This window comes from [Pantoea] beijingensis, assembly GCF_022647505.1.
In the GTDB taxonomy this organism is placed as follows: Bacteria; Pseudomonadota; Gammaproteobacteria; order Enterobacterales; family Enterobacteriaceae; genus Erwinia; species Erwinia beijingensis.
Genome location: NZ_CP071409.1, coordinates 2,813,264 through 2,827,721 on the forward strand (window position 1 = coordinate 2,813,264; position 14,458 = coordinate 2,827,721).

At 49.7% G+C, this 14,458-nt stretch carries 16 protein-coding genes; 12 read left to right on the forward strand and 4 right to left on the reverse strand.

Annotated elements, in window-relative coordinates; translation table 11 throughout:
- Positions 1 to 8 precede the first annotated feature (8 nt).
- The 12 genes from lptE to lipA all read left to right on the forward strand — a co-directional run bounded on the left by lptE (position 9) and on the right by lipA (position 11,321).
- Positions 9 to 614, forward strand: a complete 606-nt coding sequence (gene lptE / locus J1C60_RS12735) for an LPS assembly lipoprotein LptE (RefSeq protein ID WP_128179418.1) — start codon at positions 9 to 11, stop codon at positions 612 to 614.
- A complete protein-coding gene (gene holA / locus J1C60_RS12740; RefSeq protein WP_128179417.1) occupies positions 611 to 1,642 on the forward strand; it encodes a DNA polymerase III subunit delta in 1,032 nt (343 codons plus the stop codon). Before lptE ends, holA begins: the two co-directional genes overlap by 4 nt.
- Before the next feature lies 1 nt (position 1,643).
- Positions 1,644 to 2,297, forward strand: coding sequence for a nicotinate-nucleotide adenylyltransferase (gene nadD / locus J1C60_RS12745; RefSeq protein ID WP_128179446.1), 654 nt, complete (start codon positions 1,644 to 1,646; stop codon positions 2,295 to 2,297).
- A 195-nt stretch (positions 2,298 to 2,492) separates the two neighbouring features.
- The gene (gene rsfS, locus J1C60_RS12750) at positions 2,493 to 2,810 is read left to right on the forward strand and encodes a ribosome silencing factor (RefSeq protein ID WP_128179416.1); all 318 of its coding nucleotides are present in this window, start codon (positions 2,493 to 2,495) and stop codon (positions 2,808 to 2,810) included.
- Positions 2,811 to 2,813: 3 nt separating this feature from the next.
- Positions 2,814 to 3,284: a 23S rRNA (pseudouridine(1915)-N(3))-methyltransferase RlmH gene (rlmH, locus tag J1C60_RS12755; protein ID WP_128179415.1), complete on the forward strand. Its 471-nt coding sequence runs from the start codon at positions 2,814 to 2,816 to the stop codon at positions 3,282 to 3,284.
- 33 nt (positions 3,285 to 3,317) lie between these two features.
- On the forward strand, positions 3,318 to 5,222 hold the full coding sequence (gene mrdA, locus J1C60_RS12760; RefSeq protein WP_128179414.1) for a peptidoglycan DD-transpeptidase MrdA: 1,905 nt from the start codon (positions 3,318 to 3,320) through the stop codon (positions 5,220 to 5,222).
- A gap of 8 nt (positions 5,223 to 5,230) precedes the next feature.
- Positions 5,231 to 6,343 carry a peptidoglycan glycosyltransferase MrdB gene (mrdB, locus tag J1C60_RS12765; protein WP_128179445.1) on the forward strand — a complete coding sequence of 371 codons (1,113 nt, stop codon included), beginning with the start codon at positions 5,231 to 5,233 and terminating at the stop codon, positions 6,341 to 6,343.
- Between the two features lie 10 nt (positions 6,344 to 6,353).
- On the forward strand, positions 6,354 to 7,460 hold the full coding sequence (gene rlpA / locus J1C60_RS12770; RefSeq protein ID WP_128179413.1) for an endolytic peptidoglycan transglycosylase RlpA: 1,107 nt from the start codon (positions 6,354 to 6,356) through the stop codon (positions 7,458 to 7,460).
- 155 nt (positions 7,461 to 7,615) lie between these two features.
- Positions 7,616 to 8,827, forward strand: coding sequence for a D-alanyl-D-alanine carboxypeptidase DacA (gene dacA / locus J1C60_RS12775; protein WP_128179412.1), 1,212 nt, complete (start codon positions 7,616 to 7,618; stop codon positions 8,825 to 8,827).
- A gap of 343 nt (positions 8,828 to 9,170) precedes the next feature.
- On the forward strand, positions 9,171 to 9,434 hold the full coding sequence (ybeD, locus tag J1C60_RS12780) for a DUF493 family protein YbeD (RefSeq protein WP_128179411.1): 264 nt from the start codon (positions 9,171 to 9,173) through the stop codon (positions 9,432 to 9,434).
- A gap of 63 nt (positions 9,435 to 9,497) precedes the next feature.
- Entirely contained in the window at positions 9,498 to 10,166 is a 669-nt protein-coding gene (gene lipB, locus J1C60_RS12785; protein WP_128179410.1) for a lipoyl(octanoyl) transferase LipB, read from the forward strand.
- Between the two features lie 189 nt (positions 10,167 to 10,355).
- Positions 10,356 to 11,321: a lipoyl synthase gene (gene lipA, locus J1C60_RS12790; protein WP_128179409.1), complete on the forward strand. Its 966-nt coding sequence runs from the start codon at positions 10,356 to 10,358 to the stop codon at positions 11,319 to 11,321.
- 172 nt (positions 11,322 to 11,493) lie between these two features.
- On the opposite strand, the gene tatE is transcribed toward lipA, so the two are convergent.
- The 4 genes from tatE to pagP form a co-directional block, all read right to left on the reverse strand.
- Entirely contained in the window at positions 11,494 to 11,697 is a 204-nt protein-coding gene (gene tatE, locus J1C60_RS12795) for a twin-arginine translocase subunit TatE (RefSeq protein WP_128179408.1), read from the reverse strand.
- Between the two features lie 293 nt (positions 11,698 to 11,990).
- Positions 11,991 to 12,785: a deaminated glutathione amidase gene (locus tag J1C60_RS12800; protein ID WP_128179407.1), complete on the reverse strand. Its 795-nt coding sequence runs from the start codon at positions 12,783 to 12,785 to the stop codon at positions 11,991 to 11,993.
- A gap of 391 nt (positions 12,786 to 13,176) precedes the next feature.
- Entirely contained in the window at positions 13,177 to 13,386 is a 210-nt protein-coding gene (cspE, locus tag J1C60_RS12805; RefSeq protein ID WP_017799283.1) for a transcription antiterminator/RNA stability regulator CspE, read from the reverse strand.
- Between the two features lie 149 nt (positions 13,387 to 13,535).
- A complete protein-coding gene (gene pagP, locus J1C60_RS12810; protein ID WP_128179406.1) occupies positions 13,536 to 14,132 on the reverse strand; it encodes a lipid IV(A) palmitoyltransferase PagP in 597 nt (198 codons plus the stop codon).
- Positions 14,133 to 14,458: the final 326 nt, after the last annotated feature.

The following is a 14,458-nucleotide window of genomic DNA, read 5'->3' on the forward strand; positions in this document are numbered from 1 at the left end:
GAGGAACAGTGCGACATCCAATTTTATCTTTGTTACTCAGCTTTGCGGTGCTGGTCACCGCTGGTTGTGGTTTTCATCTTCGGGGCACGACGCAGGTTCCTCAGGAGATGAAAACACTGATCTTCGACAGTAGCGACCCCTATGGTCCGTTAGCGCGTACCGTTCGTGAACAGCTTCGTCTGAATAACGTCACTCTTGTTGATAACCCAGGCTTGCGTACCGATCTTCCATCCTTGCGTATTGTCGGCTCATCCGGTGGACGTGATACCGCGTCAGTGTTCCTGAATGGGCAAACAGCGGAATACTCGATGGTGATGACGGTTCATGCACAGGTACTGATCCCTAATAAAGGTATTTATCCGATCAGCGCAACGGTATATCGCTCATTCTTCGATAACCCACAGGCCGCACTGGCAAAAGACTCCGAGCAGGATATCATCATGCAGGAAATGCGTCAGAAAGCAGCGGAAGAGCTGGTACGTAAGCTGTTGACTGTACATGTTGCACAAGAAGAACAATCGACGATCAACAGCACTGAAGGAACGTCAACTTCAGATAGCCACATTCAGTCCGACGCTGCTTCATCAACGTCAGGAAATACACCCGTCCAATGATCAGGATCTATCCTGAGCAACTTAACGCGCAGCTCCATGAGGGGCTGCGCTCCTGTTATCTGTTAAGCGGCAATGAGCCATTGCTGTTACAGGAGAGTCAAGACGCTATACGTAAGGCTGCTCAGCAACAGGATTTCACTGAACACTACAGCGTTACGCTGGATGCCAGTACCGACTGGGATGCCGTCTTTGGTATTTGTCAGGAACTTAGTCTGTTTGCGACCCGGCAAACGCTGCTGTTAACGCTGCCGGAAAGTGGTCCCAACACGGCAATGGCAGAGCAACTGCTTAAACTGACGACCCTGCTTCATAGCGATATCCTGCTGATATTACGCAGCAACAAGTTAACCAGATCGCAGGAAAATAGCGCATGGTTTAAAGCGTTAAGCGTGCATGCCGTCGTGGTTCCCTGTCTGACTCCGGAACAAGCACAACTTCCTCGCTGGGTTAATGCGCGGGCAAAGAGTATGAAATTGTCACTGGATGATGCCGCCAGCCAACTACTATGTTACTGCTATGAAGGTAATTTACTGGCTCTGGCACAGGCACTCGAGCGCCTTTCATTGCTCTGGCCGGATGGAAAACTGACTTTGCCGCGCGTTGAGCAGGCGGTAAACGATGCCGCTCACTTTACGCCTTTCCACTGGGTTGACGCTCTTCTGGCCGGAAAAAGTAAGCGGGCATTGCATATCCTGCGCCAGATGCAGTCTGAAGAGAATGAGCCTGTGATACTCATTCGTACGTTACAGCGCGATTTAATGACGATAATGACACTGCAACGTCAGATGCAAACCACCCCGCTTCGTACCTTATTCGATCAGCAACGCGTATGGCAGAATCGTCGCCAACTGTTTACGGACGCATTACAACGTCTCAGCGATAAGCAACTGCTACAGGCCATTCGCTTGTTAACCCGCATTGAAATCACGCTAAAGCAGGATTATGGCCAGTCGCTGTGGTTAGAGCTTGAAACGTTATCGCTACTGTTATGCCACAAATCGTTTCCTGAGAGTTTTTGTGATGCATGAGATCGCCTCACTCCACGCCCTTCTGGGGGGAACTTTTGATCCCATTCATTATGGCCATCTCCGTCCAGTGGAAGCGCTTGCGCAGTTAACCGGATTGCAAAAAGTGACGCTGCTGCCAAATAACGTTCCGCCACATCGTCCGCAGCCCGAAGCTTCTTCGGCACAGCGGGTGAGAATGGTAGAACTGGCCATTGGCGACCGTCCGCTTTTCACACTGGATCGACGTGAAATGCAGCGAAAAACCCCCTCTTATACGGTGGAAACCCTGGAAGCACTGCGCGGAGAGTATGGAGAACAACAGCCACTGGCGTTTATCATTGGCCAGGACTCTCTGTTAACGTTACACACGTGGCATCGATGGCATGATTTACTGACGCTGTGTCATCTGCTGGTCTGCCGGCGACCCGGTTACCCCACAAAGATGGAGACGCCCGCATTGCAAAGCTGGCTGGATACCCATCTTACTGCACAGGCAACCGCCCTTCATCAGCAGCCATCAGGGCTTATTTTCCAGGCTGACACACCGTTGGTGCCGGTTTCCGCTACCGAAATTCGCCAACGTCGCCATCAGGGCCAATCCTGTGATGATCTACTCCCTCCTGCCGTCATTGACTATATTGAACGCGAAGGCCTGTATCTGAAGTCATTCACATGACCGGGTGAGATCTTGGCGTAACCAACAAACCTGCGGCCTGAAGTATGACGGGTATATATCGTGACTGGCAGGGCGTGCTATACTTCGCCGCTATTTTTGGGCCATGCCCATAAAAATTTTGTTACGTTTATAGCCGCTCATTTACGCGCGATTATGCGATAACCCTTCAGACTTAATTACCCAAGGGGGAACCTTTTGCAAGGTAAAGCACTCCAAGACTTCGTTATTGACAAGATTGATGATCTTAAAGGTCAGGAAATCGTTTCGCTAAACGTTCAGGGCAAATCCAGCATCACAGACTGTATGATTATCTGCACTGGAACATCCACCCGCCACGTGATGTCCATTGCCGATCATGTGGTCCAGGAGTCCCGTGCGGCGGGTATGATGCCACTTGGCGTCGAAGGCCAAACCACCGCAGACTGGATTGTCGTTGACTTGGGCGAAGTCATTGTTCACGTCATGCAGGAAGAGAGTCGCCGTTTGTACGAGCTGGAAAAACTCTGGAGTTGATGCGTGAAGTTGCAGCTTGTCGCCGTTGGCACCAAAATGCCGGATTGGGTACAAAGCGGTTTTATGGAATACCTGCGCCGATTTCCTAAAGATATGCCGCTGGAACTGATTGAGGTTCCAGCGGGTAAACGTGGCAAAAACGCTGATATTAAACGCATCCTTGAGAAAGAGGGTGAAGGTATGCTCGCCGCTGTTGGTAAGGGGAATCGTATTGTGACGCTGGATATTCCTGGCCACCCATGGGAAACCCCACAGTTAGCCCATCAGCTCGAGCGCTGGAAACAAGATGGTCGTGATGTCAGCTTGCTAATCGGTGGTCCGGAAGGTCTGTCGCCAGCTTGTAAAGCCGCAGCAGAACAAAGCTGGTCGCTCTCTGCCCTAACGCTCCCCCATCCGCTGGTGCGCGTGCTGGTTGCTGAGAGCCTGTATCGAGCCTGGAGCATCACCGCGAATCATCCTTATCATCGTGAATAATTGCCAGCGCAACCGGATATAAATAAGCAGCGGATGAAATTACAACGCAACTCTTTTCGTGACTATTCTGCAGAACAATCGCTATTTGTTCGGCGCGCACTGATCGCATTTTTAGGCATTTTAGCGCTATCCAGCCTGCTGGTCGTCAATTTGTATCACTTGCAAATTTTACGTTTTGATGATTACAGCACGCGCTCTAACCAAAACCGAATCAAACTGGTTCCCGTAGCACCCAGCAGGGGCATCATTTACGATCGTAACGGTACGCCGTTGGCTTTAAACCGTACTATCTACCAAATTGAGCTCGTGCCGGAGAAAGTTGATAATCTGAAGCAAACACTTGAGGACCTGCGTCCTGTGGTCAATCTGACCGACGAAGATCTGGACGCCTTTGAAAAAGAGCGTAAACGCTCGCGCCGTTTCACCTCCATCGCATTGAAAACCGGCCTCAACGATGAACAAGTCGCTCGCTTTGCGGTTAACCAATACCGCTTTGCTGGCGTTGAAGTAAAAGGCTACCAGCGCCGCTTTTACCCTTACGGTGCCGCGCTAACACATGTTATTGGTTACGTTTCTAAAATTAACGATCGTGACGTTGAACGCCTTGATAAAGAGGGTAAATGGCCAAATTATGCCGCCACGCATGATATTGGTAAGTTGGGTGTGGAGCGCTATTACGAGGACGTCCTTCACGGTAAAACCGGCTACGAAGAAGTCGAGGTTAACAACCGCGGACGTGTGATTCGCCAGCTTCATGAGCAATCCCCACAAGCCGGACGTGATATTTACCTTACTATCGATCTGAAACTACAGCAGTATATCGAAACTCTGTTGACGGGTAGCCGTGCGGCGGTGGTGGTGAGCGACCCACGCAATGGCGATATCCTGGCGCTGGTTTCGATGCCAAGTTATGATCCTAATCTTTTCGTTGATGGAATCTCCAGCAAGGATTACAGCACCTTGCTGAACGATGAAAATCGCCCTCTCATCAATCGCGCTACCCAGGGGACTTATCCTCCAGCTTCAACGGTTAAGCCTTACGTTGCCGTTTCAGCATTAAGTGCAGGCGTCATTAACCGTAATACCAGCCTGTTCGATCCAGGCTGGTGGCAGCTTCCCGGCTCCGAAAAACGCTATCGCGACTGGAAACGCTGGGGGCATGGTCGCCTGAATGTTACTAAATCGCTGGAGGAATCCGCCGACACCTTCTTCTATCAGGTTGCCTATGATATGGGCATTGATCGCCTGTCAGCATGGATGAGTAAATTTGGTTATGGTCATTTGACCGGCATTGATCTTTCTGAAGAGCGCGCAGGCAATATGCCAACGCGCGACTGGAAAATGAAACGCTTTAAAAAACCCTGGTATCAAGGCGATACCATCCCGGTTGGGATCGGGCAAGGGTACTGGACGGCTACACCAGTACAAATGAACAAAGCCATGATGACCCTGGTTAATGATGGCGTGATCAAGGTGCCGCATCTGTTGCAAGCGACCCGAGAAAATGGTGCGCTGGTACCGTTTCGCCAGCCCGCAGAGACACCGATCGGTGATATCCATTCCGGCTACTGGGAAATTGCGAAAGACGGTATGTACGGTGTAGCAAACCGACCAAATGGAACCGCACATAAGAGTTTTGCGGATGCTCCCTATAAAATAGCCGCCAAATCGGGTACTGCCCAAGTCTATGGTTTGAAAGAAAATGAAACTTATAATGCACACAAAATTGCAGAACGCCTACGCGACCATAAATTGATGACGGCTTTTGCACCGTACGATCATCCACGCGTAGCCGTAACTATGATTCTGGAAAATGGCGGCGCGGGGCCGGCGGTAGGGACAATTATGCGTCAGATCCTCGACCACATTATGCTGGGCGATAACAATACAGATTTACCTGATGCACCGCTCGTGCCATCGGGCTATGAGGGTGAATGATCATGTCAATGAATGATAGCCCGCAGAAAAAAACCATCTGGACAAAAATCCATATCGATCCGATCTTCCTTGTGATTATTGCCGGCTTGTTGATCTATAGCGCCTTCGTTATGTGGAGCGCCAGCGGGCAAGATCCCGGCATGATGGAGCGTAAAATCGGTCAAATTTTTATGGGATTTTTGGTCATGGTGGTACTGGCTCAGGTACCGCCGCGCGTCTATGAAGGCTGGGCCCCCTATCTTTATATCATTTGCGTAATATTACTGGTTGCCGTCGATGCCTTTGGTCAAATCAGTAAAGGTGCCCAGCGCTGGCTGGACCTCGGCGTTGTGCGTTTTCAACCTTCAGAAATCGCCAAAATTGCCGTACCACTGATGGTGGCGCGCTTTATCAATCGCGATGTTTGTCCTCCATCACTGAAGAACACCGGCATTGCACTGATATTGATTTTTATGCCCACACTGCTGGTTGCCGCGCAGCCCGATCTGGGGACCGCCATTCTCATTGCTGCATCCGGCCTGTTCGTACTGTTTCTTTCAGGCATGAGCTGGAAACTGATCGGCATTGCGGTATTGCTGGTCGCCGCGTTTATCCCGGTACTGTGGTTTTTCCTGATGCATGATTACCAGCGGGATCGCGTCATGATGTTGCTCGATCCAGAAAGCGATCCGCTCGGCGCGGGTTACCATATTATTCAGTCTAAAATCGCGATTGGCTCCGGAGGACTGCGTGGGAAAGGCTGGCTTCATGGCACCCAATCACAGCTGGAGTTCTTGCCTGAACGCCACACTGACTTTATTTTTGCGGTGTTAGCTGAGGAGCTTGGACTTGTTGGAGTATTAATTCTGCTCGCTCTCTATTTACTGCTTATTATGCGTGGGTTGGTTATCGCTGCACGTGCGCAAACCACCTTTGGCCGCGTGATGGCAGGTGGCCTGATGTTGATTCTGTTTGTCTATGTTTTCGTTAACATTGGTATGGTTAGTGGTATCTTACCTGTGGTTGGCGTACCCTTGCCGCTGGTCAGCTATGGCGGCTCCGCATTGATTGTACTTATGGCGGGATTCGGCATTGTTATGTCGATCCATACTCACCGAAAAATGTTATCAAAAAGCGTTTAAGAGGCTTCACATGCGTAAGGATTGGCTTTGGGTGGGAGCAGCATCACTGCTGCTCGCCGCCTGTACTACCACAACACAGCAGTCCCCTGTGCCGCAGCAACCTGCATATAACGGGTCTGTGGTAGAAATCGGCGGTGTGGAGCCGCATTATGAACCGATGAATCCTGGCACCAACCAGGATTATAAAGCGAACGGCAAGACTTACCGTATTATCAAAGATCCTTCGCAGTTTAGTGAAACCGGACTTGCTTCCTGGTATGGCGATGAAGCCAACGGAAACCAGACGGCCACCGGTGAAACATTTGATCCTGAGGCATTAACCGCGGCTCACCCTACGCTACCGCTGCCTGGTTATGCGCGCGTCACCAACCTCGCGAATGGCCGACAACTGGTCGTAAGGCTTAACGATCGCGGCCCCTATACCGCCGGACGCATCATTGATTTATCAAAAGCGGCAGGCGATCGCCTGAATATTTCTAATAATACCAAAGTGCGCGTCGACTACATTGCCGTTGCACCAGACGGCACGCTTTCCGGCCCGGGTACGATTGGAACTACCGTTGCGAAACAAAGCTATGCGTTACCCGCTCGTCCAAATCTTGGCGGCGGCATGGCTATGGGGACTCCAGCGCCCAGCGATCAGGCTTACGAACCTGCAACTGCAGTGAACACACGGCCAGTAGATAATCAAGCGCTGAGCAGCGATGACAGTATGGGGGCTCCGGTTCGCAGTAGCGGTTTCCTTGGTGCACCCACCCCATTACGCGCAGGCATACTCGAAGGGAGTGAAGCCCCTGCCCCCTCGATAAACAGTACCCCTGTCGCGTCTTCTGCGGCAGCGTCGACCACATCATCGACCACATCATCGACAACAACGTCAGCCTCGGGCTATGTCGTACAGGTCGGCGCTTTAAGCGACGGTACACGCGCACGCCAGTGGCAGGCATCGCTGAGTCAACGGTTTGGCGTGCCAGGTACTGTCTCAACCAATGGCGCGATTCATCGCGTTCAACTGGGCCCGTTTAGTCATCGCCAGCAGGCCGTTGCTTTGCAGCAGCGTCTTGCCAGCGAAGCACAGCAGCAATCATTTATTACCGTCGCACAAAGCGGAATGTAGAGCCTTCAGGCGCAGTGCATTAATCAGTGCACCATACAGTCCCTGATTAATGCCTGTTAATAACAGAAAGGGAAAGTCGGATGCCTGTAAAATATGCATTTGCTATAGTGAGTCACTTTTTTAAACCTAACCTCACGGATGTTGTTGTCCCAAACATGAACACTCAGACACCTACTCGTTTCATCAAACGCCTGACAGTGGGCTCACTGATCGCACTCAGCATTACCACCTTCGCACATGCCGACGATGTTAATCTGAAAACTATGATCCCTGGCGTTCCGGATATTGATGCCGAAGCCTATGTGCTGATCGATTACAACTCAGGCAAGGTGCTGGCAGAGAAGAATGCTGATGCACGTCGCGATCCGGCAAGCCTGACCAAAATGATGACCAGTTATGTCATTGGCCAGGCGGTTAAAGCTGGAAAAATCCACCAGGATGATATGGTCACGGTTGGACAAGACGCTTGGGCAACCGGTAACCCGGTATTTAAAGGCTCGTCTTTGATGTTCCTGAAGCCAGGCGATCGCGTGCCAGTTTCCCAGCTAACACGTGGCATCGTGCTACAGTCAGGTAATGATGCTTGCGTTGCTATGGCGGATTATGTCGCCGGTAGCCAGGACGCTTTTGTCGGACTGATGAATAACTACGTCAAAGCGCTGGGACTGCAAAATACCCATTTTCAAACCGTGCATGGCCTGGATGCGGATGGCCAATACAGCTCGGCTCGTGATATGGCGCTGATCGGTCAGTCGTTGATCCGCGACGTACCGGAGGAATATGCGGTCTACAGAGAAAAAGAGTTCACCTTTAATAATATCCGTCAGTTAAACCGTAACGGTTTACTGTGGGATACCAACCTGAATGTTGATGGCATTAAGACCGGCCATACTAATGCGGCAGGCTTTAACCTTGTTGCTTCAGCCACCGAAGGACAGATGCGCCTGATTTCCGCCGTTATGGGCGGTCATACTTTTAAAGGCCGTGAAACTGAAAGTAAGAAACTACTGACTTGGGGTTTCCGCTTTTTTGAGACAGTTGCACCACTGAAGGCAGGTAAAGAATTTGCCTCTGAACCGGTATGGTTTGGTGACAGCGATCGCGTGGCCCTCGGTGTAGAAAAAGATGCGTATTTGACTATTCCTCGCGGTCGGATGAAAGATCTCAAAGCCAGTTACGTTCTGACTAACACCGAATTGCATGCTCCTTTGCAGAAAAATCAAGTCGTCGGCAACATCAACTTTCAGTTAGACGGCAAGACGATTGAACAACGTCCGCTGGTAGTACTGAACGACGTTAAAGAAGGCAACTTCTTTGGTCGAATTGTTGATTATATTAAACTGATGTTCCACCACTGGTTCGGCTAAGTACGCGACACTGCCTCTGTAGTTAATTTGACCTCTCCTATCAAGCCGGTGCCCCCCGGGAGCTTACACAGTAAGTGACTGGGGGAGACGGCGCAGGTAACAAAGAGGCAGCCTGAAGGATGACGTAAGATACACTAAATCATTCTGGTTGCGTCGAGGCGACAAGCCGGTGCACCCCGGGAGCTTACACCCGTAAGTGACTGGGGGAGACGGCGCAGGTAACAAAGAGGCAGCCTGAAGGATGACGTGTATTACTTGATAAAGATGAATGCTACCCTCATATAATCATCATTAAGCTCACGCTCTACGGCGGGAGCCCTCGTTTCAGTGCATCGGAGTTATAATGAAAACCAAACTTAATGAACTGCTTGAGTTCCCCTGCTCATTTACCTATAAAGTCATGGGGTTGGCGCAGCCAGAGTTGGTTGACCACGTCGTTGAAGTTGTCCAGCGCCACGCGCCCGGAGACTATTCACCGGATGTTAAACCTAGCAGCAAAGGGAACTACCACTCTGTTTCCATCACGATTACAGCCACGCATATTGAACAGGTTGAAACGTTGTATGAAGAGTTGGGCCAAATTGAAATTGTTCGCATGGTGCTGTAATCCTGGCATCACCGACCGGGCGAGCCCTGCTTGCCCCCCTATTTTTTAACCGGATCGCGTATTTTGTATCAGGACACTATCATCATCCGCCAGTTAGGCTTGCGCGCATGGGAACCCGTCTCACTTGCGATGCATCAGTTTACCCATGAACGTGATACTTCAACTCCCGATGAATTATGGCTGGTTGAGCATCCCCCTCTGTTTACTCAGGGCCAGGCGGGTAAAGCGGAGCATCTTTTGATGACGGGTGATATTCCTGTTGTTCAGAGCGATCGCGGGGGACAGGTAACTTACCATGGCCCTGGTCAACAAGTGATGTATGTCATGATTGATTTAAAGCGTCGTAAACTGGGCGTTCGTCAGTTAGTAACGGCAATTGAACAGACCGTGATTAATACCCTTGCCTGGTTTAGCGTAACAGCCTACGCACGTCCGGATGCACCAGGAGTCTACGTAGACGGTAAGAAAATTTGTTCGCTAGGCCTGCGTATTCGTCAAGGCTGCTCTTTTCATGGACTGGCATTGAATATCGATATGGACCTCTCCCCTTTTTTACGTATCAACCCATGCGGTTACGCAGGGTTAGAGATGACACAACTGAGTGCATTGCAGCCTGACGTCACGGTTGGCGATGTTCAACCGGTACTGATTGATAGTTTTGTAAAGCTGCTGAATATTCAGAAAGTTGAGTATACCAACACGCCTTCCGGCTACATTAAAACTACCGGCTGATCTGTGCGCCGGCCCACGGCGAGTTTGCCGATGCGTGCGACTTTACAACTTTATCCATTTCCAGGTTTGTCACAGGCTGAATCTCTGTTGCGCTGATGTTATACTTCGCACCTGGTTATTCAAAAAAATTTGAAAAAACATAAAACTCAATGAGTTGTTATGTCTCTCCACACTGGAACCTGCAAGCTTATGAGTAAACCAATTCAGATGGAACGCGGCGTCAAATATCGCGACGCAGACAAAATGGCATTGATCCCGGTGAAAACCGTCGTGACTGAACGACAAGAGCTGTTAAGAAAGCCGGAGTGGATGAAAATCAAACTGCCCGCTGACTCCAGTCGTATTCAGGGCATAAAAGCCGCAATGCGTAAAAACGGTCTGCATTCTGTCTGTGAGGAGGCCTCTTGCCCTAACCTTGCTGAGTGTTTTAACCATGGCACCGCCACCTTTATGATCCTTGGCGCGATCTGCACACGTCGTTGTCCGTTTTGCGACGTTGCCCATGGTCGCCCCCTGACGCCTGATGCCAATGAACCGGGTAAACTGGCACAGACTATCGCCGATATGGCTTTGCGTTACGTGGTGATAACCTCTGTGGATCGCGACGATTTGCGTGATGGCGGCGCACAGCATTTTGCCGATTGTATTCGCGCCATCCGCGAAAAAAGCCCCACTATAAAAATTGAAACGCTGGTACCTGACTTCCGTGGCCGCATGGATCGCGCATTAGAGATTTTAACCGCCACACCACCTGATGTATTCAATCATAATCTGGAAAACGTTCCGCGTGTCTACCGCCAGGTACGTCCGGGAGCGAATTACGAATGGTCACTGAAATTACTGGAACGCTTTAAAGAGGCGCACCCTGATATCCCCACCAAGTCGGGGCTGATGGTTGGACTGGGCGAAACCAACGCAGAGATTATCGAGGTTATGCGCGATTTGCGCCGGCACGGCGTCACAATGCTCACGCTAGGCCAATATTTGCAGCCGAGCCGCCATCATCTGCCAGTTCAGCGTTATGTGAGTCCTGCCGAGTTTGATGAAATGAAAGAAGAAGCACTGGCGATGGGGTTCACCCATGCCGCATGCGGGCCTTTCGTTCGCTCGTCATATCATGCTGATATGCAAGCAAAAGGCCTTGAAGTGAAGTAATTTTTTATCCATTAAAAAAGCAGCGGTATTAGTAGCTGCTTTTTTTATGTCTTTGATAACGTTTACTATTACCTTCAAAGCCACTGCATAAAAAAAGAACCGTTCACCACAGCGTTTCCGGTTCTTCTATTCATACCAATCGCAACGTTTAGTTACACTCAATGCTACACAATTAATCTTTGTGAGTCACGCGCTCTGCTGCTGCGTCATCTGCAGCGGTTTTTTTCGCTGCAGCATCCTCTTCGCTCATGGCTTTTTTAAAGCCCTTAATCGCAGAGCCTAAATCACCGCCAAGGGAACGTAACTTATTGGTGCCGAATAGCAGTACGATCAACGCACCGATAATTAGCAGCTTGGCAATACTGATACCTTCCATAATACCTTCTCTATTATCCGGAATAAGAATTTTGTACCCTAAATAATTCGAATTGCAGCAAAACGTTGGTATCGCAATGATGCATCGGAAACTTACTCAAAACGGGCGTAAGCAATTGAAAGCAGCGTGCAGACCAACATGAAAAACAATTTGAAGTACAAACGGTATTTTTTATTAATACGCGCAGTTAAGCGGTCAGTACAACAGCAATCTGTAACAAAGTAAGACCGCATCACTCAGACATTAAGCTGCCATGTTAGCAGCGATTTTCATTACATGGATGGACAAAACGATCAGTAGACTTTCAATTCCGGACGTACAAAGCGACGATTCTCTAATACAGGCAGCATGCGGCGAGCATCAGCAATACGTTGTGGATCGAGGTCGGCAAACACCAACGCCGGACCTTCTGCCGCTCTCGCTATTGCTACGCCAAGCGGGTCAACCACCATGCTGTTACCTATGTTACGCGGGCCACACTCTCCCACCGCAACTAAATAACAGGTGTTCTCCAGCGCACGGGCGGTTACCAGCACCTCCCAATGCATCTCTTTTAATGGCCCTTTAACCCACGCTGCTGGCAAAACCAGCACCTCAGCGCCATCCAGTACTAGCCGACGAGCCAATTCCGGAAAGCGGATGTCATAGCACGTCATTAGTCCTACGCGTAACCCCGCCACTTCAACCAGAGGCGGGATCGCCTCACCTGCCGTAACATTTTTCGATTCCTGCACGGAAAAGGCGTCATAGAGATGCAATTTATCGTAGCGGGCCACAATCTCACCACGGCGAACGGCGACCAGCACGTTAAGCACGCGTTGGTCATCTGCCGGAACATGCATCGTCAATACGGTCGTCATATCATTCTCATTACTGACCGCCAAAATTTGGCTCAGAAAGGGTCCATCCAATGGCTGTGCAGTCTTCAAGGCTATATCAGGATCGGCAATATCGCGTGCCAGTATAGCTTCGGGTAACACCAGAAGGTCGGCCCCACCTGCATATGCCCGCTGCATCAGTGACCGACAGGTTGCTGCATTCTCCTGCCATTCACGACCCACCGCAAACTGCCCCATCGCGACTTTCATTGTCATTCCCCTTTATTTCAGTCTGAAACTTAGCTGCACGTCGCCGCTATGCTTTACTGCCTGCAAAATGAAACTCACCACCTTTTTGCTAAAACGATGCGGCAGCGGCAGATGAGCATCCACGCCATACTGCATTCTCTATGCCGGTGATGATTATGCTAGCGGATGCGGGTTAATGTTGCCTTAAGGATGATTTGCGACACTCGACGCTGTTTACACAGTGTGAGAGAAGAAGATGAAAAAGTCATTATCCACAAAGCTGCACGAACTTGCGGCATTTTCGATCAGCTTGCTGGCAGTGATCGCTTTTATTGCAATTTACCTCTATCGCTAAAATAGGCGAAAAAAAACCCGCCGAAAGGCGGGTTTTAAAAATTCTCTGATAACTAACTTAAATAGCAGCAACGTTAGCAGCAGATGGGCCTTTAGCACCGTCGGTGATTTCAAACTCTACACGCTGACCTTCAGCCAGGGTTTTGAAACCATTGCTCTGGATTGCAGAGAAGTGTACGAACACATCTTTGCTACCATCTTCAGGAGTAATGAAACCGAAACCTTTGGACTCATTAAACCACTTAACGCTACCTTTAATCTTAGACATCAATATTACCTTTACATGAAAAATGGACACTAAACTGTGTCGACATCTAGTACAGCAATTGCGAACGCTTTTGTCCAGTCTGGCGTGACGAAAAAGTGATAAATATCGATATTTTTTGTCAAAACACCATTTAACAAGGCGAAATGCAGCTAAATCTGCCAGCGGAACCAGGCAAAAAAGACATTACCATTGTTATAAGTTCCCGGAATATAAGTCATTTGAAATGACGCACGCCCATACCCAACCGATGCCAACGGCAACAAGACGGGAAGAGGAATGTAGTTCCAGTTATCACGCATAGTTATTCCTGCGGTAAAACCAGCACCAAAATGAATATTCTCATCACTAAATGGTCGCCAGGTTTTTTCCCAGCCGTATCCACCAATGGGCTCCCACTTGTTGAAGGAGTCCTTAAACGCCATCAGATAGATGCCATTCCAGTTACCCCTAGTGTCATAGCGAGAGATACCGCCGCCAGCACCCCATGGGCGCTCATTGTAGCTATCCGTTTTGTCTTTATCATACGTCCAGCGGTTATGCCAGGTGATTGCCGGTACATAAAGGTCGTAACTATCGGACGAAGTCCAGGTATCTTTAACATTCCCGGTAAAGGTCTGCCATAGCGCAGAAATTTCTCCTGAGGGCTGTGTTTCAGCAGTGCACCCCGAAGACGCATAAAAAAGAGATACGACAGGTATCAGGATTAATCGACAAAATTGAGATACTTTCACTTCATTTATAACCATTTTAAAAAAACAGGAAACAGTCGCCTGCCGGAGTTTCACCGCGGATATAGTGTATTGTGATGGCTGTGGTAGCGAGGTGCGTTCTGCATATACCACATCAAATAACTGATGCGGGGCTCTCCATGCAGATGCGGTTTGCCTGATTGAAGTGGCAACGTCCTTTTACCCATAAAACAGCGATCCTGGAAGGATTTTAAGCGCTCCCCTTATCTTCTTACAACTTCTTTATGCCGCCACGCCCTTAATATCCACTAGCACGCCGACACATCCCCTGGATTTCTTCTGAAAAAATGAGAAAAAACAACGATGATGAAGAAAAATAAGAA

Coding starts and splice junctions, on each gene's coding strand:
- holA (WP_128179417.1), top strand. CDS start 611: ATGATCAGGATCTATCCTGAGCAACTTAACGCGCAGCTCCATGAGGGG.
- rlpA (WP_128179413.1), top strand. CDS start 6,354: ATGCGTAAGGATTGGCTTTGGGTGGGAGCAGCATCACTGCTGCTCGCC.
- J1C60_RS12800 (WP_128179407.1), bottom strand. CDS start 12,785: ATGAAAGTCGCGATGGGGCAGTTTGCGGTGGGTCGTGAATGGCAGGAG.
- mrdA (WP_128179414.1), top strand. CDS start 3,318: ATGAAATTACAACGCAACTCTTTTCGTGACTATTCTGCAGAACAATCG.
- ybeD (WP_128179411.1), top strand. CDS start 9,171: ATGAAAACCAAACTTAATGAACTGCTTGAGTTCCCCTGCTCATTTACC.
- pagP (WP_128179406.1), bottom strand. CDS start 14,132: ATGGTTATAAATGAAGTGAAAGTATCTCAATTTTGTCGATTAATCCTG.
- dacA (WP_128179412.1), top strand. CDS start 7,616: ATGAACACTCAGACACCTACTCGTTTCATCAAACGCCTGACAGTGGGC.
- lipA (WP_128179409.1), top strand. CDS start 10,356: ATGAGTAAACCAATTCAGATGGAACGCGGCGTCAAATATCGCGACGCA.
- cspE (WP_017799283.1), bottom strand. CDS start 13,386: ATGTCTAAGATTAAAGGTAGCGTTAAGTGGTTTAATGAGTCCAAAGGT.
- mrdB (WP_128179445.1), top strand. CDS start 5,231: ATGAATGATAGCCCGCAGAAAAAAACCATCTGGACAAAAATCCATATC.
- tatE (WP_128179408.1), bottom strand. CDS start 11,697: ATGGAAGGTATCAGTATTGCCAAGCTGCTAATTATCGGTGCGTTGATC.